Genomic DNA, 23,431 nt, shown 5'->3' with positions numbered 1-23,431 from the left:
ACCGCAGCAACGGCCCGAAAAAGGAGGACAAGGATGAATGAAAACGAGTTATGGGTGATACTTGGCGACCTGGAGCCTGAGGAGTACCAACAGGTTTTGATCGAATTGTTCATGCAGTATGAAGGGCGGCGAAAAGCAGAACCGGCGGATGAGCAGGCCAGGCAATTTTTTTCCTACCTCAGCAGTATTATCAGCCGGGTGCAGTCGTGTAATGTCAACCGACGCTGACCTGGTCGCCTTTTCAGGCAAGGGGGGACAGACATCGCCGGCAGAACAAATGGTGACAGCTCGTGCTGCCCACCCTTTCCAAGGGCACCAGGACCAGCTGGCTGCCGCCTATGAGCCCCTCAGGTCATGCACATCATTCAGGTACATCGGCATCAGCCTGCTGCGCCAACTGCGCTGCCAAGGCAAGTAGCTCTTCCCCCTGTTCGAGACCGTCGATAAAACGATGGGGAATGCCGCTCAGTCCCGCCTGGGCTCCGCAGAGAGCCCCAGTAAGCATAGCCCTGGCCTGGTTCTGTCCGCCGCCATTGATCGCATGCAGGACCGCGGACTCAAAGTCGTCGGTAAAGCGCGCCGCCAGGTAATAGGCAGCAGGCAGGATGTGATATATGGCACACGGCATGCCGTAAACCAGCGAAACTTTCCAGGCCGGATCAATGGAAACGGCAGGGTCAGCAGCGGCGGTGGCAATGAATGAAGGGGTGAGCAAAGGGTCGGGAGAGGCGAAAATACCTGACCGCGACCGTTCCTGATTCCCCCTGCCGGGAGGCTGGAGATTGTTCTCGGTTATGGCGTGGAAAGGCAGGTCGCCGCGTTTCACCAGCTGCATCAAGGTCTCGCCTATGGAGGGGTCAAAGGGGTGGCCGAGCAGTAGCTGCCCAAGTACTGCCCCGTAGGCAACGGTCATGGAAACCACCAGGTCGTCAGTCTGCGTAAGCAGGGTGTTGCTGACAATGGTGTGTGCCAGCTCTGCTGGTTGTTTTGCGTAACGGACCGCCAGGGCGAGGGTGCGTTCTATGGCCTCGGTTGTATCGGCATTGCCGCCGGTCTGTTCCCAGGATGCTTTTTCCAGCTCCCGTTTTTTCCACGCCTCACGAATAGACTGACTGGTATAGCCACCGGGACCGCTGTATGGCGTGCCGTCCAGGAGAGCAAAAAGCTTTTCCTCTAACTGCAGGCAGAAAGTGCCGTGATCGTACTCTCCCTTGTTGACCAGTGACTGCGCCAGTAATTGAAGGATAAACCCTGCCTGGGAGAGTTGACCAGCGTGGTACCCCTCATGGTACCGGCCAGGTTGGGGGTCTGTGTAGCCGTCGATCCACTCTCCGTAGTCGCGACGGAGTTCTGCAAGGTCATAGTACCAGTGGGGGCCAAGGGCCAATGCGTCGCCGATAAAGGCTCCGAGCAAGGCGCCTTGCGCTCTATCCTGAAAAGTTGTACGGGCCATGGGAGTCTCCTGGGCTGGTGGCGGCAAAAAACAGGCATCTCTTGCTACACCATAAGTCTCCTGGCCGTCTCTACAAGGGAGTGGGAACCTGATAGGTATGTGCAGCTGAAAGCAGGTTCTTTTTTTGCCTTCTCAATCCGCGAGCCTTTCCCTTCAGATTTTCTCTCTTGGAATCACTACCTGTACGTAGTGGGTTTTACCTGCGGTTACCGGCAGGGGGGCAGTGCTTTTGGCCAGCACCTTCCCGGTTGCATCCATGATGAGAACATACACCTGGGGCAGTTTTTTTCCGCGTTCATCGTCTACGCAGCAGGTGTCATAGAGCAGAAAAAAGTCGCCAAAGGCGTCGGTAGTGGTTTTCCCGAGCGGCCCATCCCTGTCGGTCTCCTTCTGGGTGACCAGGACAGTCAGGCCGCCGCCGGCGCGTCCGTTGGCGAAACGCACGTTGCCGGCAACCATCCAGTCGTTTTCGCCGACTTTCGGTCTTTTTTTGAGGCGGGTTATTCGTTGCTTGAGGGCGGCTGCTGTTTCACTGGTTTTTCCTGCCTGCAGAGTGGCCAGTTGGAGTCGAGGATCGTCTGGCTCAAGCGATGCGGCCAATCGTTCAGCCACAGCCTTGCGGCGAACAGCTTTGGCAGCTTTTCGCCTGGCAAGAAGCTGATAGCCTGTCTGTTGACTTTTTTCCGCAGTAACGAGCAGGTTCCCCAGCATCGCCTGGAGTTGTTCGGAAGTGGTTGTGGTCGCCATGAGTTTGCTCTCCTCCAGTTACTATTTCCCGTTTGTCAGGTCGATTGCTTGCATCTTCGGCACATGGGCTGCAACGCCCGCTGCATTTTGTGGGCAATTCTGCGTGATGGCTACCTGATTGGCCGCAGCCAGCAGATTGCCGGGTCGTGCAAAGGCGAAAATACAGTGGGTGGCGATATTGCCGACGGTTGTATTCATCATCGCAAAACTCACCAGTGAGGCAAAGGCGCCGGTAAAGGTTTCACTGAATCGGTTGTTGCTGACCCGGGTGGTGGCGGCGAGCACCATGGCATCCACAACCTGAAGGCCGTTGCCTACATCCGAGCGAACCTGGTTATCCTGGAAAGAGACATCGTCAAAGGAGAGGACCAGGCAGCTTGGAAGCACGATGGATCTTTCCCCTGTGCCGGTGTAGAACAGCACCTGATTGTCATTGAACTGCACCAGCCCCGGAGGGATTTCCCGGGAGGTGCCGGATACTGGGTTAAGGTCTGCCGTGAAAAGCGTTTCCGTCTGGGCGGCAAAGTCCGCATTCACCAGCAGGTCGGAGAATTCCAGAGCAATGCCCAGATTGATCACCGAAGCGCACCTGCCCGCCTGAGCGATGTTGAGCCAGAAGGCATCAAGTCCCTCCTCAGCATCTGCCTCCGGCACCGGTTGGGCATAGACATTGCGACTGATCAGTTCATTATCGTTGATCAGCATCTGGCCGGTACCGACAACCCATAGGGCCTGTCCTGCCGGAGTAACCACCGTATTTCCCTGGACAACCAGGGCTGAACGTCCAGGTTCCTGGGTATAAAAGGGTGAGTTATCCTCCGGCGGTCGGAAATCTTCTCCATGAACAAACAGGGCGGCAATGCCGGCCTGATACCCGACCGCGCCCCCGGTACACACCTGCTGGAGCCAGAGCCGTTCGGCTGGAGCAATCTCCACCACCGTCATGCCACCCTGGCGAAAGGGCACAGCGCGGGGTGTCTGCACATTGACCGGCGGGGTATTGACCATGCTTTCCAATTCATTGCCAGCGGCATCCAGAACGCGAATGCGGGCTTCACCGCCGATAAGCAGCAGATCAAGGAGGTCGGCCGGTTTGCTCAGGGTGATGCGCATTCCGGCCTGGCATCGCATGCCTGACCCCCTGTTGATATGCATTACATTGGATTCAATCCGCCAGAGCACGCCGTTCTCCGCTTTGAAATTTTCAAAGCGCATTGCCTGTTCTACAAGCGCAACCTCCCCGCCGTCATCGTCCCGTTCCCGAAAATCAACGCATGTTCTGGTGACGGCAGCCTCGGAGCCGTTATCCTGAACAGTGTTATCATGAATGGAAACGGTCTCGCTGTCCTCTATGAGGATGCCGCTGGCTGGTTGTCGCCGGGAACCGTTGCGACAGATAATATTGTCCTGGATCATGAGTTGTGCACCGTTTTTCAGAACGATTCCTCCCACGCCCTCCCCATCCATGGCGTCCAGGGGGTTGCGGCCGCAACCTTCAATGCGGTTGGCGATGATCCGGATGTCTTCCAGGTCGCCCAGACCGGCAAGATCGTCCAGTTCCGTGCCCGAGGCAATGCCGCTGTCCCCCATCAGCAGGATATGGTTGCGGGCAATGGTTATCATGCTTACTCCAGCTGATTTTTTGGTCAGCTGTTTTTTGTTCATCACTCCTCCCAGGAGGATGCCCGGACCGTCCCCCTGCAGCACCAGGTTGTCTTCCATGGTGATGAACATTGAGCCATCCTGCACCCAGGTACCGCCCTCCCGCATCCGGTTGCGGCATATGGTCGCCTCGCGTGCCTGGAGTATGAGCGAGGGGAAACCGGCGAGTTCGCTGCCGCAGACCTCTATTGCTCGTGCTTGCCGGATAACCACTGCTGGATACTGGCTGTCAGGCAACGGGGGTATTTCGCTGTCTATTGCGATATACCGTTCAAGGCGGCGCTTGATCAGCTCCTGACCGTACGCATCGATGTCGACAGCAGCCATATTACCAGTGACCGGCGTTATCGGTCTCCGGTCTCCATCAATCGGCCTCCGATTGCGATCGATCGGCCTCCGGTCGTCCTGGATGCGCAGAGATGGGCTGTTTTCGATCATGCACTCCATCACCCCGCTTTCCACGCATTCGCTGAAAACAATGGCCCCGGCAGGTGCAGTCCCCTTGACAGCCATGGTCTTGAGGGTAATGGAACTCTGCTTTGCACGCAGCGCCGGCGAACCGCTGGGCCCGATGATCCGGCTTTGTTCGCCGCAGCCGCGAATGGTCAACTGCATATTTTCGACCCGGAGTGATTTCTTTAACCGGTACACTCCCGGCAGCAGACAGATCTCTACCGGTTGTTTGCCGCCCGTTTGTTCCAGCAGGACATTGATAGCCTGCTGAATGTCGGTAAAGTCGCCGGTCGAGTAGGAGCCGTCGCCAACGGTCGCTGTACAGCAGCAGCAACCTTGATCGGGCAGGTCCGAAAGCGGCGGGAACAGGCAGCGGCAGTCGTCGATGTCCGTCCAGTTGCCCTGGGGCGTTAACGTCAACAAGGCCAGTGGGGCCAGAAAGTGGTCGATTCCGCGAGGGGGCACGGGCAGGGGAAGATTGAGCTCGTCCTCGGGCCACTCCACATCTCCGGTATTGGTGCGTGCCGGGATAATCCAGTAATCCCCGGTACGATATCCCTTTCCAGGGGCTTTGAACTGCACCTGCACCCCTTCTTCCAGGGTGATGAAAGAGCCGGTGGTTATCGGGGTTGCCGCAGACTCCCAGCGCCTGACCTTGCGGCTTGCCGGATCCAGCGAGTCCACGGCAGCGGCGAGGGTAGCAGCCCCGTCGAGGGTCGTCGGGTCAACGGTCAGGACGTTGCCCACCGCACTGGCCAACTGCACCATAACTCCTGCCTCGCCGGCCAGCTCTTTTTGGCCATCGGTAATTTCAATCCAGTTGGTTCCATGGTAGCCGAGATTTTCATCCCGTCCGGGCGGGTCAATGACCAGATTGTCGCCATCACGGGAGACGATGCGGCTGACAATGGAGCCGTTTTCCCTGCTCCACTTATAGGTGGCTGAACCCACCTTGCCTTGATCATGGATTTCTACCCGGTACAACTGATTTTCAAGCCGCCGGTAACCGGCACTCGGAGGGACCACGCAGGGGTTTGGATCTTTGTCCTCGATATTGGAGCGGGCACTGAGCAGACCGCGAGCATCGCCTCCCGGGGAGTGCGGTCCGGCAGAAAAGGCCTCACATGCCTCATCCGGTTCGGCGGCAATCAATTTGACCTGGGCAATCACCCTGGTCCTGGTCGCCGTATCCGGGCCTCCCAGTGCCACCTCGCGGATGTAGGGTTGTTCCAGGGCAGTGAGGTGTCGTTCCCAGACATCAAGAACCGCCCGGTATCTGCCAGGGGCAGTGGGAAGTGTTGCGCTTGGGTAATCTATCTGTTCTGTATAGCTGACCGGTGCCCCATCCTCGGAATCCAGCTCAACAAGCATACCGTGCACATAATAGCGGCCTGGGCTGATGAACAGCCCTTCTCCTGCGGCGGTGATTTCAAACCCCGCATCGTTTTCCGGGCCGCATGCCGGTCCTATCACGTCATAACGGGTGGTACGGGAGCGATGCAGCCATATATCATTGAGTTCATTCCAGTCGGCATCAAGTTGTACCCGTCCCTGTTGCTGCAGGACGCGACTGTAATGGTCCTGTTTGCGAAAGGTATTGCGTGAAAAATCGCCTTTCATATTTGTCCTCCGTTAGGGACTCTGAGTGATATGTTGTAAATCCGTCCGTACTCTCTTCCACCAGCCTTGTTGGCAGAGCGTTTTAATTAACAAAAAACAGTCCCGCCTCCAGGCCGAACGGAAGGTATTCTTCGAGGGCGGCCCACAGGTTCGACTCCCTTTGCGGTTGCTTAAGAAAAGAAAACACCCCCATTTCCGAACCGTCTTCAGCACCGGTCCTGATTTCAACGGCGCAGCTGCGGGAGAGCTGTGCATAACCGGGATGGCCATAGAGCGTACTTGTGAAATCCGGGCGCAGCCGGTGACGAAGCGCGGTCCGGACGGTGGCTGAGGTCTCTCCGTCCAGTGCCAGATCTGGTTGGCAGCGGTAGCGGCGAGGTGTTCTCGACTGGTGGGGCAGCGAGCAAAAGCGCACGCATCCCTGTTGTCGCCGCTCTACATGTAGGCGGCCCATGAAAATCGACTCACTGGCTTCCAGCCGGCCAAGGGCAGGAGTGGTCAGGTCGTCATCAGCCCCGAAAAGAGTGGAGCGGGTGATCGATACCTCAGCACCGGGAGCAATAATATCCGGACCGGTGTCCCCGTCGATGATCGATTCTTCGATGGTCAGGTAGGGAACAGTTGCTGCCAGACGAATGCTGCCGCAGATACTGCGGTGGAGACGAACATGGAGCCGCGGATTACTGCTCGATGGCGCCGTAAGGGCATCTGTTCCCGGCAGCACGGTGGTATGGATCAGGTTGCATTCGCCCAGGTTGCCCTGACGGATCCGGACCTCTCCTTCAATCAGCAGTCCATCCACGGTGATCGATCCGGGATGGGTCGAGGATGGGGGAGCGGTGCCATCTATGGTCAGGTTACCTTGAAGATGCGCCCGGGCTCCATTGGCGTCCAGGCGAACATTGGCCGGGCCGAAAGGACGGGCAGAGGTCAGGAGCAACCGGCAATGAGCCGGCAGAAGGATGGAGTCACCTCCGGTGAGCTCTTCGCTATAGGTCAGGTTATCGGTGATGGCGATAACCCCCTCCAGGCCGTTGGCCGAGGCAGCGGCTGCAGCGTTCCAGGCTGCTACTGCTGCCTGCAGAGTGGAAAAATCACCACTGCCGTCCTGACTGACCCGGGCGGTCCATTTGCCTTCCACGGATTGTTCCATGGTCAGGTTGCGGTTGTAGGGGCCGCCGCCCACATCAGCACTGAACCCGTAGGTGGTGGAAACCTCCAGGCTTCCCTGGTCGGGTACCGGGGTTCCGGGGAGGATTACAAACCGGCCGTTCACAGGGTCGAGAGCCACTTTTTCCTGCCCCTTTGGTGTTGGCGGCGTCCAGCCGGGATCGTCCCAGGATTCCAGGTGACAGATCTTGATCTGCTCACTGGTTAACTGATTGCCACTGAAGAAAAATTCGGCAGCCGGTTCCACATGACCAAGGTAAGCTGACTTCTCTTCGGCTATGGCTCGTCTTCGAATGGCTTGAGGCACATTGCGTTCAGTAGCCAGGTGCCGTATGGAGGGTTCCCGTTCCGGACGGTTGAAAAGGGGTACGTCCAGTCCCAGAGGGTTGAGTCGAAAACGTCGCCCGCCGGCAGGGCGCGGAGAAAGGTGCTGAAGAGGATAGCTCTGCAGGCGCCAGAGGAAAAGACCGACATGGGAGATGGCATACCGACCCTGGCGGGTTCGGATACGGCGAACCTCAGCCGTATGAGCTGTCGCGTCAAACGGTGAATCGAGCAGTTCCAGTGCGTTGGCCCGACGCAGATCAGGGGTGCGCAGGTTGTGCCGACGCAGGTGATTGAGATGCTGGGTGGTGGCCAACAGCTGAAAAAATTCTACCACCCGCGCCTCCCATCCGGTGATGTCGTCGGCCAGTTGTTCCAGCACTGCCGGGGTGCCTTTTCCCTGTCTGTAGCGAAGGGTATTGGCCACGTAGGCCCGCAGGCTGTAGATACCGGCACTGTCGATGGTATGGAGGTTGCGTACCCCCAAAAGGTCACCGATGTACGGGATCAGCCATTCTGCGGTGGTCTCGATGAACCAGTTGGCATAAAGGCCGTCGATATCGCTTTCCAGGGTTTCCATCTCGTTTTGAATGATCGACAACAGGGCCCGCAACGGCTCGCCCTGACGATGATCACGCAGGCGGTAAATGGCTGGAAGCAGGGTGTAGAGGCGTTCCTGGTTGGCCCAACTCATAGCGCATACTCCTTCAGGTCAATGCCATTCGAGGCAATGGTCAGCAGGCCGGCAGGGGTAATGCGATCGGCCAGCAGTGCAGCGGTGGAATCCCGATTGTAGGTCGCAATGCCGGGTCCGAGCACACTGTTCAGGGTGTAATCCTGTCCGGCCTGGTTCATAAACAGCTGGTCGAGATCAACGGCGGTCACCCCCTGGACTTCATGGAGGGCGGTCATGATCTCCGCTGCGCTGACCGTTTGCCCGAATTGGCGTCCGGCAAAGGAGAACCTGTTCAGGAGCAATGCCTGCATCGCAGCCTGCACTGTCGTCCAGCTGGAGTTTTCGGTAACAGTAATCCGTGCCGAGAGGCTGAACGTTTTGGGGAGAAAGTTTTCAACAATGACCTGGCACAGCGGATCGCGTACCCGCTCAAGCGCTGTGGTCAGGAGATCTATCTTTTCCGAGCTGAGCGGCGCGCCGGTGGGATCAGCCACGGTGATGTGCATTATCTCCCGGGAACCATCCCAGAGAGGAAGCGCCTGCGCTTTGCCGATCCCGGAAAAGGTTGCAGCAAAATCCTCATAGTCCCATCGGGAAACAACCCGGTCAAGGGTACGGACCGTCATGGGAGCATTGCTTCGGGCGGATTCCAGCTGCTCAGGGTCTTCTGCGCCGTCGGCGGCAACCGGATTAACAACCCCTTTCACCCCGTAGGGTTTGGTCTTCAGCAGCGTAAGGGTACCGGCGGCCACCTCCCCGGCCTGACCGGTTCCACTGCGATAGGTGGCGCTGATGTTCTCCATTCCGGTGGGCAGCCGGGCGCCCATCCGGCCATCGCCAAAATGTATATGGCTTCTGCCCTGGTTGTCGCGGCGTACGGTATATACTTTGGCTGTCGGCGGTTGCAGGTAGAGGGAGTCGGCCTCTTTCCAGGCGATGTCATCAACGCGGACGGTCAGGCTGGTCTGCCCTCCGCTGTCCGTCGGAGCGGCCGTATAGGTCAGGGGGGCCTGCTTGAGGATAAAGGACTGGTGGGCGGCTGCACCGCTGCCGTTTCCCAGTACTTCTTCGGCGGTGGTCTCGCCATGGGTAGCCGGAACCACGTTGCCGAATATTTCCACGCTGCTGCGGAGGTAACTGCGGCTCAAACTTTTTTTCAGGGTAATGGTGCTGTGATTGCCGCTCTGCTGAAAGGTTTTGACCACCACTGTTTCTGCGACGGTTTGTTCCTCTGTGCCGGTTGTCCCGGAGACCACCAGCGGCTGCTCCGGCAACAGGGCGGGCAGACTGCTGTCGACAACCAGTTCGGTGCCGGAAACCATGGTAGGAATGGCGACCTCGGCCAGGGTAAGTTCTTCCGGGGCCGCGTAAACGGTTAACTCCCGGACCGCCTTTGCATAGTCCGACAGGCTGGGGCCATCGAGCTGCAGACGGGTGACCTTTGCCGAAATCAGGTATTCCGCCCGGGAGGTTTCTGCTACACTGTCAACAGAGTAGAGTTCTTGCTTGGAGCCGGTGGCAAAGAGGAGCCAACTGCCGGCAACGATGGCACTGTATCGGTTGTCCAGATCAATGGTGTCGGAGACCACCTTGATCATACCCGGTTTTTTTTCTGCAGCGGTGATGATGGCCAATTCTGCCTGTTCACGAGCCGTTGCCGCACTCAGGGGGGCTCCGCTGTCCTTGGTTAACTGCTTGAGCTGTTTCATCTGGGTGCTGCCGGGTACAAAAATAGAGTATCGCGGCCACTCCTGTCGTTCACCCGGATCGGGAGCGTGCCCGAGGTAGTCTGTTTTTATTTGATCGGAAAGCGGCGCCCAGGCCACCGCATTGTGGCCAAAGATCGCTGCCTGCTCGCGAAAGGCGTATACCTTTGGTGCGGTTGGAAACTCCTTCCTGCTGCTAACTGGCACGCTTACCGAGGTCTGGTTTGCGGCAGGATCAGTGGACACGGAAAGAACGCGTCGTACATCCCAGACCGGACTGTCGTGATTAGCTTGTTTTTCGGTCCCGACCAGCAGCAGGTGGTCGCCGGTCTGCAGGTTGGTCGCGATCCCCTCAAAGAGGATGGTGGTCGTGGACGGGGAAAGGTGCTGGGCACTGCGTTGCCGGGGGAGGAAGCGGTTCCAGGCCGGCCTGGCGATAAAGGCTTTGCCGGTTTCAAAGGTCTGCGGCAGCTCATCCTGCTTCTGCGGGAGGCTTTGAACCTTGGTTCCGAGCGGAATTTCGATGGTTGGTGGCGTTGACTCGCTTTCGTCCACGGTAAACACCAGGTAGGTTTCTGCCGCTACACCGGGCTCTAGTTCATAGCCGATGGCGCGTGCCAGCTCCAGAACCGACAGCCGTTCAGTGGCCGTGCGCAGGAAGCCCTCATTGGCAATCCGCTCCTGGTAGAAGGTCAGCACATCACTCACCGTGGCCCAGGCATCAAGCAGGCCAATGCTGAAATCATCGGTTTCCCTGGTGGTGAGTTCTCCCAGGGGACGCTGTCCAGTAAGGTCACCGTCAGGGATTTCCTCTGTACTCAGGCGCGAAAGCATGCGCTGGAAAAACGAACCGTACACGTCGATTCGATAGTCAAGCCGCTTAAGCCCGGGGCGATTGTGCAATTGGTTTTTTTTCTCCTGCGATGCGCAGCATCCGCAGTTGTTGAGTTCGGTTTTTCCGCTCATTGTCCACCTTCCATATACAGGATGATGCAGCCATTTTCCGGACGGCTGGGGTCATTCTCCAATTGGGCGACCTCCAGGCGAGACATGGCAATCCGGCCAAGGGCAATTTCCTCGTTGGCGGTTTTGCCCCAGCGCTGAAAGCGATGATCCTTTTCAGGATGAGGCAGTATATCAACCCACTGCACCCCGGTGACCTCCATGGCGGTAGCGATGACCTCGCTGAGGTACACTGATTGGCCAAAAGTAAAGTTGTCAGGATGAAAAAAGCCCTTTTGACCGTCTGGGGCTGTTCGCGAGCTGAACACCTGGAGCAGCTGCGACTCCACGTCGGACCGAAAATACTCCGGCTGAACGCAGACGGTCATGCGGATGTCCAGTGGAACGAGCTGGGGCAGGTCGATTTCCAGGTCATGACCGGTCAAACGGTATTTTTCCAGGTGCAGCCGGATATCGTGTTCGAAGCTGTCGGTAGCCGGTTCTCCTCCCAACGGGTCAACGGTCACAAAGGTCGTATACCAGCTCCCGGTCCAGCGGCGGGTGGCCTCCGCACGCTGCACAGAAGAATGGCGGGTGGCTACCGCTGCATAGTCCGAAGCCGTCACCGCCCGTTCCTGCCGTCGAAAGGCCTGCGGAGCAGCGTGGCGAACTGAATTTCTCGATTGCCGTTCAGTGCCGCCAGCCGCCGGCAGCGGGTTGCGCACCCCGACGACTCCGCTGGTATCAAATCCGATGAGATGAAAGAGCGTGTCAGCCCCGATATTACCCTCCGGGCCGCTGCCAACCCGGTAGAGCGCGCCATTGTCGCCCTGAGAGAACGCATCCGTGGACGGGGACAAACCATAGTGTTCTTTATCCCCGAAACGGAGATAGACACGACCATCCTCTTCGCTCTCGGCAACAAAATGGGGGGCAAAGCGGTCGCTGTCCAGCAGGTCGCGCTGCGGCAGCCAATTCTCGCCGTCACCGGTGAGTTCGATCACCGGTAAGGCGGCTGCCGGGTCCTGGTCGAGCATTCGGGCTGCAGGCCGGCGGTGATCAATGGGCTCCCTCATGGTGACATTGGTTGCCGCCAGCAGGGGACGGTAGTGGCGGAGGCCCTTTTGGGGCGGCAGGTGCTCTTGGGGTACCCGTTGACCGTGGTCGGCCAACCCCATGTTGCCCCGTGCCACGGATACATCGCTTACCAGAGTGGTCCCCAGGCGAACGGACAGGCAGAGCGGAAAGGTCAGCGCATCGGCCAGGTCCCAGGCAATGTTGACCACAGGGGTGCCATCCAGCGGATCAAGGGTGGGTTCGACCAGGGTCAGTCGTACGGCCTGTCGGTGCGAAGGGTTGGCGTCAGCTGCCAGCCCGTTTTTCGGGCTGCGTACTTCTTCAAAAAGCAGCACGTCCCCGGCAGCGAGATGGAGCATTTTGTCCGCATCGGTGCTGCTGCGCAGTGTTGCTCGGGTGGCACCGGTGGGGAGGCAGCAGGCCTCGTCGCCCCAGGTGTACAAGGAAATGGAGTTGTGCGCATGGTAGAGCACCACTGTCTGCTGCAGTTCGAACACCGTGGGAGCCTGCTCACTGATCAATCGTTCCAGATCAGCTTCCTTGAGAGTTCGTGGCTCCGAAGGCATTCGCGTCAGGAGGCGCACCGGCTGCTGGGCAAGGGTTGTCGGTGCAGCCAGTGATGTGGCATTGACCCCGGCATCAGCGGTAAAAAAGACCCAGGTGCGTGCGTTGCAGCCATCGTGCATGGGATAGTTGAGCAGCCGTGCATGACGGCGCAGGGAGGTCCGGCGTCTGGCTGTATTCAGGTAGGCTTCGGTGGCGACGCTGTCCTGGTAATAGCTGAGGTAGTCACCCGTATAGGCCAGCAACTCCACCAGAGCCATGTTGAGGTCTGGTATATGGCTTTCTTTCCAGCGGGGGAGGGTGACCGCCATGCGGTCAAGCAGCAGTTGACGAAAGGTGGCATAGTCCTTGGCCAGATAATTGATCACCGGGGCTGGAAATGGCTCCGGCGGGCATGATTGCTTTTTCCGACAGTCAAAGAGGGTGGGGCATTCCGCTTTGAAAGAAAATTCCACTGTTGAAAGAATGGGGTCGAAACCGGGCGGCGGTTCAGTGGCCGTTGGCGAGGCAATCAGCGAGAGGGTATAGGGGGAGTAGTCTCCATCACTGTCGGTTCGTATCAGCAGGACCTGATCAGGATCACTGAGGCTGCTGAAATAGGTCCGTTCATCACCATTGATGAGACCGGCAGCCTCCAGAGCGGCTGCCTGGCCGGCGACGCCGATCCACTCGACAGCAATGGGAGTGATGCGTACCCCGCCTGTAATGCGCACGTTACCGGCAACCAGGGTGGAAGGTACCGACCGGAAAAGCCGGACCATGAGGGTTCGCTGCCTCAGCGTTTCAACCGGAGACTCCTGATCCAGGACCTCAAGGTAATCGATGCCGTTGAGGGAAATGGCAGGATCAGTACGCAGGCGCTGGGCTCTAAACGGGTTATCACAGAAATATTGAAGGGCCATGGGTCATATCTCTCTGGAAAATTGTGCTGTTTGACGCTGCTGCGTCTTGAGCATGATATAGCGCACGGTGATGGTCAGCGTGGAGTCGCGGCTGGTTGCCGAGACCTCTTCGGGCTTTATCACATCTCCCAGGTACTGCTGAATCGCACTTTGGATCATGAATTCGGTGGCCGTTGCCAGCTCCTGGCTGTTCGGGGCAAAGACCAGCTGCATGATCCCGGTACCGAATTCTGGTCGGTTCACCCGCTCCCCGGGGGAGGTGAAGAGCAGTTGCTCGATCATCTGGTGAACGTGGCGCGGTTCAGTTGCGGTGGCGGTACGCCCTTTGCCGTCAATATGGTACGGGTAAGCGATATGCATAGTCATACCTCAGGTCGCTGTGACCCGGGTTTGGGTGACCAGGATCATCATTGGGGTCCCATTCGGGGTACAGATCGACTGGCTGGTGTTGATGACCAGCGGCTGTCCCCCGGCCAATACACGGGTGGAACCGGTGAGCCACTGTCCGGTGACGCAGGGCAGCGGGTTGGTCCCGGAAAAAAACGGACATCCGGCAATCAAATGCGGTGCCGTAATGGTCACCACCGGCTGGCCGCTTACCATGACCCGCGGGTTGGGTGCGGTTGGGCTCGCCTGGCCGCCATGGGCGCAGGTGATAGTTGCTCCGACGTGGGTTACCAATCCAGGCATGTTGTTTTTACTCCCTGCAGGGCCGTTGCCGGACCCTGCCAAACGGTAGAGGCCTCTTTATTGCTTCAGGTGATTGTCAGAGCACCTCCATTAATGTCCACGGTAGGACCGGTCAGGGTGATCATTGCTCCCTGGCCATTGGAAATGGTGATACCGGTTTCGTTGATGGTGATCATCGCTCCGGAGGCCGCCCGCAGCAGCAACCCGCCGGCTCCGGGAACGTCGCTGATAGAAATGGTGTTCTGTCCGGAAGTCTGCAGGACAATGCTGGGTGAAGCCGGAAGTCCGGAAAGCGCCAGGGGCGGTACCTCTGATGCATTGCCCCAGAACCCGCCGCTGTAGATGGGGTAATCAGGATCCCCGCCCTCAAACTCGACCCACACCTTGGCGCCAACGATGGGGACGCAGTAAATGCCGCTCTGTGTCCCGGAGAGCGGTACGTTGGGCATGGCCCAGCTCAGGGTCCCGCTGCCGAGAACAGCGGGACAGCTTATCTGCACGCGGCCGGTTTGCAAAGGATCGATGTTGTTGACGACTGTGCCGCGATATTTGCCGAAAAATTGGGGCATGATCTACTCCGGGTGCTTCATTTTCCTTATTGCTGGTGCATGGTCGGTTCCCTCTTCTTCCTGCTCCTCCGGCGGCACCGCTTACGGCGTTACCACCGGGGTTATTGCGCCAAGTCCCTCCCTTTCGAGGTTGAATCGTTGCTGGTATCTTCCCTGTTCAATCGTGTGGGACACCTGCTGAACATAATAGAGGCCGTCGTAGCTGTATCCCGCGCCGCGAAGTCCCACCAGTCCTCGCGGCCTGAGCAGGGCTTCGTATTGGAGTGCATCCAGGGTGCCGCTGGCAGTAACCACATCATCCTGCGATCGGTCCATTTCCGCCTGTGCCTGGCTGAATGCCTGTACTGCCGAGGCGCTCGAGGTGCGAAAGGCCCTTCGTCGGGTATGCGACTGGGTCAGCCACGCCGGTTGCGTCACCAGGGGAATCCTGGTTGAGGCAAAGGTTCGCACCGGCAGGGAAGCATTGGTGGTACGATCCTGCACCTGCCCCTCTACCTGCTGCGGACCGAGTCCATTGTTGTGAAAATTGAGTTCGAGGACGTTGTCGGCGGAACCCATGCCTGTTGTAAGTGCCCGCTGCGGTGCACCGACACGGACAGGTGGCCCCCAGTAGGCCTTGCTGGTCAGCGGCGCCGGCCCTGCCTCCACATAAAAGGTGTAGGCATATCTCTGGGCCATCTGCTGGAGGTAGGCCAGGTCGGTTCCCTGCTGCACCGGTGTGCGTTCGATGGGCAGCGGAACGTCGAGAGAAGGGGGAGGAATAACCATCGGGATCAAACCGTATCTGGCGTAGGTGGCGATAATCTTTAAAGCGATAACCGTTTCCGGCTGCGCCGGATGCTCGACAGAGACCTCTTCAAGGTCCATCATCACGCTGAGGTCCTCGCCGGTGAGGGTAAGGCGCCCTTCGCCCGGCTCCCGTCCCGGAGAAAGCTGCTGGCTGGTGATCACTCCGTCAAACAGCACATGGGGCAGGGCATTGAAAGTCACAACCATGATCACCCGGTTGAAAGGTCGCAGGAGCGGGATCGCCAGTGCCTGATACTCAAGCATATCCGACGGGGACCGGCCGACCCTGAAGATCATCTGAAAACCGGACCGCCCCTCATCGCTGAGGGTGACTTCAACCCGTTCAAGGGTTTCCAGCAGGGTCGGCGGTGCGGGCAGCGGGACACTCGGCCCGACCAGCAGGGTGAAGGTGGTGCCGAAGAGGGACATGTCGATTATTCTCCTTCCTCTGCGGTTGGTATCGGTACCTTGAGGCTGTGGCCGACTTCTTCCATGAGATCAAATGGGTGCATGGCGTCGTTGGCATCGGCAACCCGCCAGAACTGGAGCGGGTCGCCGAGACTGCGCGCGGTCAGGAGATCGAGCCGATCGCCGTCTTCAATGGCTACCGTTGTCAGGGTCGGCAGGGTATCACCGCGTGGACAGAAACGTCGCCTGAGATGGGTAATCGATTGCCCCTGGGGGGTGGTGAAAACGGTTGTCGGAGTATTCGTATAGCGCGAATTGGGGTCAAAGGTCGGCATGTGACCTCCTCTCTGCTGCAGTAGGGTTGTTGCGGTCAGCCTGCACCCGTCCCTGGTTTATCGGGGACGAGCATCTAGAGCGATACCTCCGCTCCGGCAACGGCTGCCAGGTTGTTGACACTGCCGATCACCGCCATGGTTTCTTTGACCACCTGGTGGGCCAGAAAGGTGTAATAGCCAGGGTGGGTGACCGAAAAATCATTGGTGCTCAGCACCTGCAGGGACAGGTTGACTTTTGCCGCAATGGGGTTGAGGTCAGGGTCAAAACGTTCCTCGGTAATGGAAAAGCCGGTGAGCCGAACCGGCAGGACCCGTTTCACGCCCCAGATAAACAGGGTAAATGGCGCCATCGGTTGAACGATCTCGATGGTTCCGGCCATCATCAGCGCTGTATTGGCGATCACGGTCGCGCTTTTGGGGTAGAGCAGAATTTCAAGCGCCGAGAGCTGGGGATAGACCCCCATGTCCGCGGCAATCGGATCGCTCTGTTCCAACTGATCGGTGGCGTCCAGTACCACCTCGTTGAGGGTAATGGTCTCCTGCGGCGCCCCGGCAAGGCGAAGGGCTTCCCGCGGTGAACTGTCGCTGCCGGCTGTTCGTGCTTCCACCTGCCGCGACACCTGAGACGGGTTGTACTGGAAGATAATGACACTGGCGACCGGGTTGAACAGGTCAAAGCCGACGATGGCTCCTTTGGCCAGCTTGGGAGATCGGGAAAAAGTGGTCATGCATGCACCTCACCTTGACATTTCAACAGAGCCTCTGGCGCCCTGTTTGCGCTGCTGCTTCCACCACCAGCCGAGCCACATGACAGCCATGGCCTGGTTGCCCAGGGGACTTCCGAACAGGAGTTCTGCAGCCCGGATCTCCTCCCCGGAAAAGCGGTGGCCGGTGATTTCCGCCAGGGCGTGGATCAAAAAATGGCCCTCTTCCTCACAGAGCAGCCGTTCCATGATATAGGGAATGGCCTCCTGGCCAAGCGCCACAATCTGGCGATAGGGTTCATTGTTGACCAGGTCTTTGTCTGTCGAGGAAAAGGCCTGGCTGGTATCCTGGTGGAGGTACTCCAGCCACCGTGCATACCATTGGAGGAAAGTCGTTTCGTTCATGGCCTTGCTCAACCTGGTTGGTAATACCGCACCACATCGCCATAAGTTGTCCCCCCCTCCAGCTCGTACAGGTCATGGGAAATAAGAAATGATCGCCCGAGTTTGCTGGTAAAGGGGACGGTGCCGCAACTGGGTTGACCTGTACTGGTCAACGCCGCATGGGTTGGTCCTGATGAATTGGCAAACAGGGCAACCACGCTGTTGGAATTGGGATAATCGGTAGGTACCAGCCGGTGCTTGGCCCAATAAAAGGCATCAAAATCCGAGATGGTGACCGTGCCGTCGGCGTTGCCATAAGGATTATCAACCTGGTTCCATATCCATTGAGTGGCATCACTCACCGACCAGGCGATGCAGTTGTAGGTTGCTGATCGAGGACCGATGATACAGTAGTTGTCGGCAGCGAGTCGGGGCAAATGTCTATGCAGATTACGGTGTTCGCTGGAGGAAGCACGTCTGCCGGTGCTGCAGGTGCAGGCCCGCATGATCGTCTCCGTCGTTCCCTGCTGTTGAATCACGTGGGCCAACTCATGGGCGAGCAACAGCTGACCGCTGCGGTTGTTGGGCCGGTATTGGCCGGCCGCAAAACCGATATGGTTGCCAAGGGTAAAAGCCCTGGCATTGATTGCCATGGCTGCAGCGCCTGCTTGGGCGTCACTGTGGATGCGGACGTCGCCGAAGCGGTGACCGAACCTGGATTCCATCATTCGACGGGTACCCTGAGCCAGTGGAGAACCGCCTGCCAGGCTGCTGATCGACTGTTCAACCGCCGCCGATGCTGGCGGTTGCGACCTTCCTGCCGCTGCTTTTCTGGACAGCAAATCTCCCTGAGTGATGGGGATGTCGGCCATCTGCAGTTCTTCCTCCTCCTCTTCCTCGGACACCTGGCGCTGGAGTGCGTTGGTGACCGGGGTGATGGCAGGCAGGGCAGGGTGGGCTGTGCTCATGACTGCCGCTGCCACCATATCTGCCTCCTGCTCGAGCTTGTCGCCCGGGTGGCTGAGACGAAGTGGAGAAAGAATTTTCCTTTGCCGCAAAGGGCGGAAGCCGGAGAAGCTGGTCGGTTGCTTTCCGTCGCCCGCGACGGACGGTGGTTGTCGGTGTCCTGCGAGGGTTCTCATTGATGCTCACCTCCATACAGCATTTCGGCTGTCTGTCGGCCGATCCGTTCACCGTCGGCCTGTCCGGTCGGGTAGGTTGCCTCGAGAACGGAGACGGATGTGGCGCTATGCCAGCCGTCGGGAATGCCATGGGCGGCGATCCGTTCGCCCAGTGTTCTGCAGAGTGCCTGTTCTACCGCGGCCGGATCAAGAGTATCCATGCCCTTGATCAACAGCTCTTCAATGTGAATTTTTACTCTGTACATGGCCAGCCTCGAATTTCCGCACCGGACAGTGGGCGCTCCAGTTTGTCGTATTCCGTCCGGACTGCGCGGAGCAGGTGGTGCATCCCCACCGGAGCATTGTCGGCTGCCGCGAAAAAGGCTCCGTTGACAGCGATATTGCGGATGGTGCCTCCGGTAACATTGAGTTGCGCCAGTTTTTCCCACTCCAGGTTGTTGGTCGGGGTTTGATCCGGAAAAACACGGCGCCAGATTCGCGCTCGCTGTTCACTGTCGGGAAAACGAAAGTTGACGATGAACCGCAGCCGACGAAGAAACGCGCTGTCCAGCGCCTGTTTCATGTTGGTGGTCAGAATGGCCAATCCGCGGTAGGCTTCCATGCGCTGCAGCAGATAGCTGATTTCTATGTTGGCGTAGCGATCATGGCTGTCTTTGACTTCGCTTCGTTTACCGAACAAGGCATCAGCTTCGTCAAAGAAAAGGATTGCCCCACCAGCCTCAGCAGCATCAAAGATCCTGGCCAGGTTTTTTTCCGTCTCGCCGATGTATTTACTCACCACCTGGCTCAGGTCGATTTTGTACAGGTCAAGCCGCAGCACGCCGGCAATCACCTCGGCTGCCAGGGTCTTGCCGGTACCGCTCGGTCCTGCAAACAGCGCGCTGATGCCCAAACCTCGGGAGGTTCTGCAGCCGAATTCCCATTGTTGATATACGGTGTGGCGATGGCGAAGCTGAGTGGTGATGTCGTGGAGCAGCGCGGTCTCCCGTTCGGGCAGCACCAGGTCATGCCAGCTTACCTGGGATACCACCCGTTGGGCCAGTCCATCCAGAGCCGGCCGTGCATGGTGCCGACACGCATCCCATAAGGCGTGTTCATTCATGGTCTCGCTGGCGCTGGCCGCTGACTGTGCCGCATGGCGAATAGCCGAGGCACTGAGGGTAAATTGACTTGCCAGAAGTGCCGTCTCCCCGGAGCGGCTTCGGTCGTCCTGGAGGATCTGTTCCCACAGCAGCTGTTGCTCCGCTGCCTCGGGCTGGCTCAGTTCAACGGTGACCAGGGGGCGGGTGAGGGGAAGCAGGCGTTGAGGGCCGCTCACCAGAAAAGGCACGTTCAATCGCTCGCATAGTTGATGCACTGCGCTCCGCCGGGCCGGGTCGTGCAGCTCCACCTGGTGCAGGCTGAGCAGCACCAGGCAACCGCTTAACAAGGTTTCCCGTTCCCACCTGCGAAGGATGAGCTCAAGTTCTTGGGCAGCTGTCGGTAGTTGATTGCCGTCCAGCATCAGCAGCTGCACTCCCTGTTCGGAGGCGGCAGCTGTTACCACCGTCAGCGTGGTGTCCCGGTCGGAACCGACCAGCTGGACTGCCGTATAGGGAGGACCCGGTGACGGTGCCAGCAGGCGGACAATGCGATCGGCATGTTGCTGTTGACTCGGCAGGAGCGGACTGGCCGTCGTCACCGGCTGGGTGAAGGGCATCAGGCATTCGTCCAGATACTGTATACCGGTAACATAGTGCAGAATCCGCTCATCAATGCGCAGGGAGCTGCGGGTAAGGGAAGGGCCGGGCTGCAGTTCGACCAGTCCCCAGTATCGAAGAGGTCCGCCCGGTGTCAGGGCGCTCCAGTGAGCTTCGGGAAGGATTGCCAGGGCAAGGGAAAAGGTCGGCCCGGAGTCAGCCCGGACCGTCTGGTCCAATTGGTGGGTGAGGGCTGCCAGATCACTGTCCAACTCCATTCCCGCGCACCAGAGGAGCAGTCCCTGTTCAAAGGCGGAAAGGCTGAAGATGGAACCAAGTGTCTCCAGGGCCGGACATCCGGAGAGGGTATGGGCCGGTGCTGCGCTTTCCAGGTGGGCGCGAAGGTAGCCTTTCAGCTGTTCCAGCGCCACTGAAAGCTGCTGTTGGTTGTCGGTTTCAGCCTGCTGCTGATGCCATGTTGTACGCTCAGCCGTTTCCATATCGCCTGGTAAAATAGAGCTCCAACAGACCGCGCTCTGTGGACGTCAGGAGCCGTTCAATGACAATGAGTTCGGCAAGCTCGCCGTGAAAAAAATGACCATCAACCGCTCCATCGACAACCGTGGCCAGCGACGAGGCGCCAATGATGCCGAAGCGTCCTGTGGCCGTGCCAATGGCACCGCCATGGGCAGTGGCTGTGGAGGGAACAGAGCCGTCCACGTAAAAACGTTTGCTTTGTGCAGCGCCCTCATGCTCGACATAGAGTACATGCCACCGGTCGTCATTGGTCGCGCTGGGGGCACTGAGGGTGTGGTCGGAGCCGTTGGTGGTCAGCCAGGCTGCGCGGGGGGCGCTGCCTGCGCCGTCATGGGCCAGGAGTTCCCAGTGGCTCGCACCGTCAAAACTGAGCAGGGCCTGGAGCGCCTCACCCAGGGTGCGGACCACCGCACAGATGGTCAGGTCAGTCTGCGGAGCAGAGAGCTGCCAGTCCAGTCCCAGCCGATCGTCGATGCCGTCAAAGAAAAAGACGGGGAAACGGCCGATCCCGCGGGCCATATGGCGCGGTTGCTGGGCATGGTCGTCCTGAGTGGCATGGCGATTGAACCCTGACTGATCCTCCCATCTCAGCAGAGGAGGAGAAACGCTCTCATCAAAGCGTACTCCCCGGTCGCTGCGCAGCCAGAGACCCAGTTGCTCGAAAGCAGCCGGAGTGATGACCGTGGGGGGGGCGACCGTGGGGGTCACCTCAACCTTGCGTTCAAGTACGGCCCTGGTCTGTGGTGTTTGCTCCTGTGGTTCGATAAATACAACCGAGGCCACGTAAGCAATGGAGAGGTTGTAGGGGGTTTGAAAAAAAACCGACCAGAGTTTGGACAGTTCTTCCAGTGAGTAGGCCATGGGGGTCAGCTTGACCTGTTCCACCTCATTTCCCAGGTCACTCTCAGCAAGGAAGCTGCTATAGTCGGAATGGTGGCGGGCATGCTCGATCCATTCTCGGGTCACGATTGGTTGGTGATGCAGAATATGGGCCGCGCTGCCCAGCATCCGCTGCGGCTGCAACAGGCTGTCGTCGCCGACAAAGGTGAGTAAATAATGCAGGTCGACTGCTGCTCGAGGTGTGTGCACCATCTGCCCGCGTGCGTTGCGGATCGGCAGATCATGGTTGCGCCAGCCAGTGTTGGGAGCGACCTGGTAAAGGTAGAGGTTGACGTAGGCCTGGCCATCGGCAGTGGGAATATCATCCGGCCGCACCGTGGTGATATTGACGGTGAAGTTGTCGATATCCAGGGCAATCAAATCAGACAGCATCAGCCGCAGGGCTGCTGTAACCGTTGCCGGACCTAAAAAATTACTCATCCTGTGCCTCCATTTCGTTTCTGCAGGTAGGCATCAAGCTTTACCTGGGGTTGAAATGACCGGCGTTTTTGCTGGGGGATGGGCGCAGGGGCATCGGGCTGGAGCACGATGCGGCCAATGGAAATTTCAATGGCCGGTGGCGTGTTCGCACCGGGATGGCGGCTCGCTGCTGCCTCCTTTGCCGCCGTAGAGAAAGGGGGCCGTCGGTGGATATCGTGAACCGGTGAGGGGGAGAGGTTACCGGTGTCTGTTGGTGACGGCCCCCTTTTCCTGCTCGCCCGGGCGGTGACAGGTCTGCCCGCTGGTGCGGCGATGGATGGCTGTTCTCGCTTTTCTGGCGGATGGTGCGGGGGGTGCACGTTTTCAATTTCGCCTTTGTCGGTGACCGCCACCCTGCTCCGCTGTGGTTGAGGCGAACGGATCGGTTGAGGTGCAACGAGTTTCTGGGGATGTTGAAGAGTCGGGGGGACGATAGTGGATGAATCAGGGGCGACGCGACCTCCCTCGCGGAGAGGAATTTCTGCTGCCTGGATATCAGCGTCGGGAGCAGGGGACAATGATTCTGTGACTGCTGAAACACCTACCTGGGAGCTCTGGCGTCGCGTCCTGGGCTCGGCCGGACGGCGGACAGGTGGAGGCGCAGCGACCTGGGGCGACGACTGGCTGGGGAGGGGGGGAGTTAAGGAAGGATGCGCAGTCATCTCCTCATCACTGGACGGCGGGATTGCGGAGGACAGCTCTGGCGGCTCAGCCCGTTGTCTGCCTGCTGTCAACTCTCCCGGGGACTCAAAACGGCTTTGAGGGCGCATCCGCACCCCTGTCCTTCTGCCTCGGTCGCCTGTTGCCAACTGTTGGAAAAATGCAAAACTCATGGGATCATCTCCAGGTAACGGTGTCGACGCCAGGCACTCATTGCCAATATTTCCCCTTCGCTCCACCCATAGGTGCTGGCAAGGAAATGGATTGTCTGCAGCATCCCTCTGCCCCACCGTTCAATTTCCCCCCAGAGGTAGGACGCTGCGTCAAAGGGGGCTGACCAGCGATGGCCGCACTCGCTGCAGTCCAGCTCCAGGCGGATATCCATCAGCGGGTCAAGCTCCAACAGCACCTCGGTCACCTGGTCGACCATCTCTGCTGAGAAGGCATCAGGGGAATCCAGCTGTTCTTCAGGGGATTTTCCGTCAATGGCATGGGCCAGCAGTGCCTTGCCGTTTCCCTGAGCCCTGCACAGAGCATCCAGGGTAAGCGGCTTGACCTCCACTCCATGGTCAGCCAACCAGGTGTTGCAACCGGGGCGATAGGAGGAGGCGCCAATATCCGCAGCAGAGAATCCGAATTCCAGCATTGCGCCGCATTGGGGGCAATCGGCCACGCATTCCAGGCGCGGCCCGAACAGCTGTTCCCGAAGACGGAGCAGGTAGACCTCCTTCTCACCCAGGGTGAGCCTGCCGAGATGCTGGGTGGAGCAGTCCGGATAGCCGGCTTCCAGGAGAAGCAAGGCTCGCTCCACTGGTTTGGCAAGGAGGCCTGCCTCCCAGGTATTGAGCAATTGTGCGGCGTTCATGGTCAGGAGTTCCT

20 protein-coding genes are annotated in these 23,431 nt (G+C 58.9%); 1 reads left to right on the top strand and 19 read right to left on the bottom strand.

Annotated elements, in window-relative coordinates:
• The first annotated feature begins 33 nt into the window (after nucleotides 1-33).
• Nucleotides 34-228, top strand: coding sequence for a hypothetical protein (locus tag ACZ52Z_RS12855; protein WP_464267183.1), 195 nt, complete (start codon nucleotides 34-36; stop codon nucleotides 226-228).
• Nucleotides 229-361: 133 nt separating this feature from the next.
• Here the strand turns inward: ACZ52Z_RS12855 and ACZ52Z_RS12850 are convergent, their stop codons facing one another.
• From ACZ52Z_RS12850 to ACZ52Z_RS12760, 19 genes are all read right to left on the bottom strand, one after another.
• Complete coding sequence (locus ACZ52Z_RS12850) at nucleotides 362-1,453, bottom strand: ADP-ribosylglycohydrolase family protein (protein WP_464267182.1); 1,092 nt, start codon at nucleotides 1,451-1,453, stop codon at nucleotides 362-364.
• Nucleotides 1,454-1,606: 153 nt separating this feature from the next.
• Nucleotides 1,607-2,200: a hypothetical protein gene (locus ACZ52Z_RS12845; protein ID WP_464267181.1), complete on the bottom strand. Its 594-nt coding sequence runs from the start codon at nucleotides 2,198-2,200 to the stop codon at nucleotides 1,607-1,609.
• A 21-nt stretch (nucleotides 2,201-2,221) separates the two neighbouring features.
• Nucleotides 2,222-5,935, bottom strand: coding sequence for a DUF6519 domain-containing protein (locus ACZ52Z_RS12840; protein WP_464267180.1), 3,714 nt, complete (start codon nucleotides 5,933-5,935; stop codon nucleotides 2,222-2,224).
• Between the two features lie 82 nt (nucleotides 5,936-6,017).
• The gene (locus tag ACZ52Z_RS12835; protein WP_464267179.1) at nucleotides 6,018-8,123 is read right to left on the bottom strand and encodes a hypothetical protein; all 2,106 of its coding nucleotides are present in this window, start codon (nucleotides 8,121-8,123) and stop codon (nucleotides 6,018-6,020) included.
• Nucleotides 8,120-10,777, bottom strand: coding sequence for a putative baseplate assembly protein (locus ACZ52Z_RS12830; protein WP_464267178.1), 2,658 nt, complete (start codon nucleotides 10,775-10,777; stop codon nucleotides 8,120-8,122). The genes ACZ52Z_RS12835 and ACZ52Z_RS12830 overlap by 4 nt, the downstream gene beginning before the upstream one ends.
• Nucleotides 10,774-13,296, bottom strand: coding sequence for a putative baseplate assembly protein (locus ACZ52Z_RS12825; protein WP_464267177.1), 2,523 nt, complete (start codon nucleotides 13,294-13,296; stop codon nucleotides 10,774-10,776). The genes ACZ52Z_RS12830 and ACZ52Z_RS12825 overlap by 4 nt, the downstream gene beginning before the upstream one ends.
• Before the next feature lie 3 nt (nucleotides 13,297-13,299).
• Nucleotides 13,300-13,656, bottom strand: a complete 357-nt coding sequence (locus tag ACZ52Z_RS12820) for a GPW/gp25 family protein (RefSeq protein ID WP_464267176.1) — start codon at nucleotides 13,654-13,656, stop codon at nucleotides 13,300-13,302.
• A gap of 9 nt (nucleotides 13,657-13,665) precedes the next feature.
• Nucleotides 13,666-13,986, bottom strand: coding sequence for a hypothetical protein (locus ACZ52Z_RS12815; protein WP_464267175.1), 321 nt, complete (start codon nucleotides 13,984-13,986; stop codon nucleotides 13,666-13,668).
• Between the two features lie 65 nt (nucleotides 13,987-14,051).
• Nucleotides 14,052-14,555 carry a phage baseplate assembly protein V gene (locus tag ACZ52Z_RS12810; protein ID WP_464267174.1) on the bottom strand — a complete coding sequence of 168 codons (504 nt, stop codon included), beginning with the start codon at nucleotides 14,553-14,555 and terminating at the stop codon, nucleotides 14,052-14,054.
• Nucleotides 14,556-14,636: 81 nt separating this feature from the next.
• On the bottom strand, nucleotides 14,637-15,773 hold the full coding sequence (locus tag ACZ52Z_RS12805) for a phage late control D family protein (protein WP_464267173.1): 1,137 nt from the start codon (nucleotides 15,771-15,773) through the stop codon (nucleotides 14,637-14,639).
• Nucleotides 15,774-15,778: 5 nt separating this feature from the next.
• The gene (locus tag ACZ52Z_RS12800; RefSeq protein ID WP_464267172.1) at nucleotides 15,779-16,087 is read right to left on the bottom strand and encodes a hypothetical protein; all 309 of its coding nucleotides are present in this window, start codon (nucleotides 16,085-16,087) and stop codon (nucleotides 15,779-15,781) included.
• A 74-nt stretch (nucleotides 16,088-16,161) separates the two neighbouring features.
• The gene (locus tag ACZ52Z_RS12795; protein ID WP_464267171.1) at nucleotides 16,162-16,815 is read right to left on the bottom strand and encodes a hypothetical protein; all 654 of its coding nucleotides are present in this window, start codon (nucleotides 16,813-16,815) and stop codon (nucleotides 16,162-16,164) included.
• 9 nt (nucleotides 16,816-16,824) lie between these two features.
• Nucleotides 16,825-17,196: a hypothetical protein gene (locus ACZ52Z_RS12790; RefSeq protein ID WP_464267170.1), complete on the bottom strand. Its 372-nt coding sequence runs from the start codon at nucleotides 17,194-17,196 to the stop codon at nucleotides 16,825-16,827.
• An 8-nt stretch (nucleotides 17,197-17,204) separates the two neighbouring features.
• On the bottom strand, nucleotides 17,205-18,317 hold the full coding sequence (locus ACZ52Z_RS12785; protein ID WP_464267169.1) for an eCIS core domain-containing protein: 1,113 nt from the start codon (nucleotides 18,315-18,317) through the stop codon (nucleotides 17,205-17,207).
• Nucleotides 18,314-18,562, bottom strand: a complete 249-nt coding sequence (locus tag ACZ52Z_RS12780; RefSeq protein WP_464267168.1) for a hypothetical protein — start codon at nucleotides 18,560-18,562, stop codon at nucleotides 18,314-18,316. Before ACZ52Z_RS12780 ends, ACZ52Z_RS12785 begins: the two co-directional genes overlap by 4 nt.
• The gene (locus ACZ52Z_RS12775) at nucleotides 18,550-20,496 is read right to left on the bottom strand and encodes an ATP-binding protein (RefSeq protein WP_464267167.1); all 1,947 of its coding nucleotides are present in this window, start codon (nucleotides 20,494-20,496) and stop codon (nucleotides 18,550-18,552) included. The genes ACZ52Z_RS12780 and ACZ52Z_RS12775 overlap by 13 nt, the downstream gene beginning before the upstream one ends.
• Nucleotides 20,483-21,853, bottom strand: a complete 1,371-nt coding sequence (locus ACZ52Z_RS12770; RefSeq protein ID WP_464267166.1) for a Pvc16 family protein — start codon at nucleotides 21,851-21,853, stop codon at nucleotides 20,483-20,485. Before ACZ52Z_RS12770 ends, ACZ52Z_RS12775 begins: the two co-directional genes overlap by 14 nt.
• Nucleotides 21,850-22,725 (bottom strand): hypothetical protein, encoded by an 876-nt coding sequence (locus ACZ52Z_RS12765; protein ID WP_464267165.1) that lies wholly within the window; start codon nucleotides 22,723-22,725, stop codon nucleotides 21,850-21,852. The genes ACZ52Z_RS12770 and ACZ52Z_RS12765 overlap by 4 nt, the downstream gene beginning before the upstream one ends.
• Nucleotides 22,722-23,417, bottom strand: a complete 696-nt coding sequence (locus ACZ52Z_RS12760) for a hypothetical protein (protein WP_464267164.1) — start codon at nucleotides 23,415-23,417, stop codon at nucleotides 22,722-22,724. The genes ACZ52Z_RS12765 and ACZ52Z_RS12760 overlap by 4 nt, the downstream gene beginning before the upstream one ends.
• Nucleotides 23,418-23,431: the final 14 nt, after the last annotated feature.

This window comes from Desulfogranum aggregans, assembly GCF_055398265.1.
This window is presented reverse-complemented; position numbering and strand designations above follow the sequence as displayed.

What these genes read in the sequence shown, in the direction of transcription:
- ACZ52Z_RS12855 (WP_464267183.1), top strand. Translation starts at nt 34, where the DNA reads ATGAATGAAAACGAGTTATGGGTGATACTTGGCGACCTGGAGCCTGAG.
- ACZ52Z_RS12850 (WP_464267182.1), bottom strand. Translation starts at nt 1,453, where the DNA reads ATGGCCCGTACAACTTTTCAGGATAGAGCGCAAGGCGCCTTGCTCGGA.
- ACZ52Z_RS12845 (WP_464267181.1), bottom strand. Translation starts at nt 2,200, where the DNA reads ATGGCGACCACAACCACTTCCGAACAACTCCAGGCGATGCTGGGGAAC.
- ACZ52Z_RS12840 (WP_464267180.1), bottom strand. Translation starts at nt 5,935, where the DNA reads ATGAAAGGCGATTTTTCACGCAATACCTTTCGCAAACAGGACCATTAC.
- ACZ52Z_RS12835 (WP_464267179.1), bottom strand. Translation starts at nt 8,123, where the DNA reads ATGAGTTGGGCCAACCAGGAACGCCTCTACACCCTGCTTCCAGCCATT.
- ACZ52Z_RS12830 (WP_464267178.1), bottom strand. Translation starts at nt 10,777, where the DNA reads ATGAGCGGAAAAACCGAACTCAACAACTGCGGATGCTGCGCATCGCAG.
- ACZ52Z_RS12825 (WP_464267177.1), bottom strand. Translation starts at nt 13,296, where the DNA reads ATGGCCCTTCAATATTTCTGTGATAACCCGTTTAGAGCCCAGCGCCTG.
- ACZ52Z_RS12820 (WP_464267176.1), bottom strand. Translation starts at nt 13,656, where the DNA reads ATGCATATCGCTTACCCGTACCATATTGACGGCAAAGGGCGTACCGCC.
- ACZ52Z_RS12815 (WP_464267175.1), bottom strand. Translation starts at nt 13,986, where the DNA reads ATGCCTGGATTGGTAACCCACGTCGGAGCAACTATCACCTGCGCCCAT.
- ACZ52Z_RS12810 (WP_464267174.1), bottom strand. Translation starts at nt 14,555, where the DNA reads ATGCCCCAATTTTTCGGCAAATATCGCGGCACAGTCGTCAACAACATC.
- ACZ52Z_RS12805 (WP_464267173.1), bottom strand. Translation starts at nt 15,773, where the DNA reads ATGTCCCTCTTCGGCACCACCTTCACCCTGCTGGTCGGGCCGAGTGTC.
- ACZ52Z_RS12800 (WP_464267172.1), bottom strand. Translation starts at nt 16,087, where the DNA reads ATGCCGACCTTTGACCCCAATTCGCGCTATACGAATACTCCGACAACC.
- ACZ52Z_RS12795 (WP_464267171.1), bottom strand. Translation starts at nt 16,815, where the DNA reads ATGACCACTTTTTCCCGATCTCCCAAGCTGGCCAAAGGAGCCATCGTC.
- ACZ52Z_RS12790 (WP_464267170.1), bottom strand. Translation starts at nt 17,196, where the DNA reads ATGAACGAAACGACTTTCCTCCAATGGTATGCACGGTGGCTGGAGTAC.
- ACZ52Z_RS12785 (WP_464267169.1), bottom strand. Translation starts at nt 18,317, where the DNA reads ATGAGAACCCTCGCAGGACACCGACAACCACCGTCCGTCGCGGGCGAC.
- ACZ52Z_RS12780 (WP_464267168.1), bottom strand. Translation starts at nt 18,562, where the DNA reads ATGTACAGAGTAAAAATTCACATTGAAGAGCTGTTGATCAAGGGCATG.
- ACZ52Z_RS12775 (WP_464267167.1), bottom strand. Translation starts at nt 20,496, where the DNA reads ATGGAAACGGCTGAGCGTACAACATGGCATCAGCAGCAGGCTGAAACC.
- ACZ52Z_RS12770 (WP_464267166.1), bottom strand. Translation starts at nt 21,853, where the DNA reads ATGAGTAATTTTTTAGGTCCGGCAACGGTTACAGCAGCCCTGCGGCTG.
- ACZ52Z_RS12765 (WP_464267165.1), bottom strand. Translation starts at nt 22,725, where the DNA reads ATGAGTTTTGCATTTTTCCAACAGTTGGCAACAGGCGACCGAGGCAGA.
- ACZ52Z_RS12760 (WP_464267164.1), bottom strand. Translation starts at nt 23,417, where the DNA reads ATGAACGCCGCACAATTGCTCAATACCTGGGAGGCAGGCCTCCTTGCC.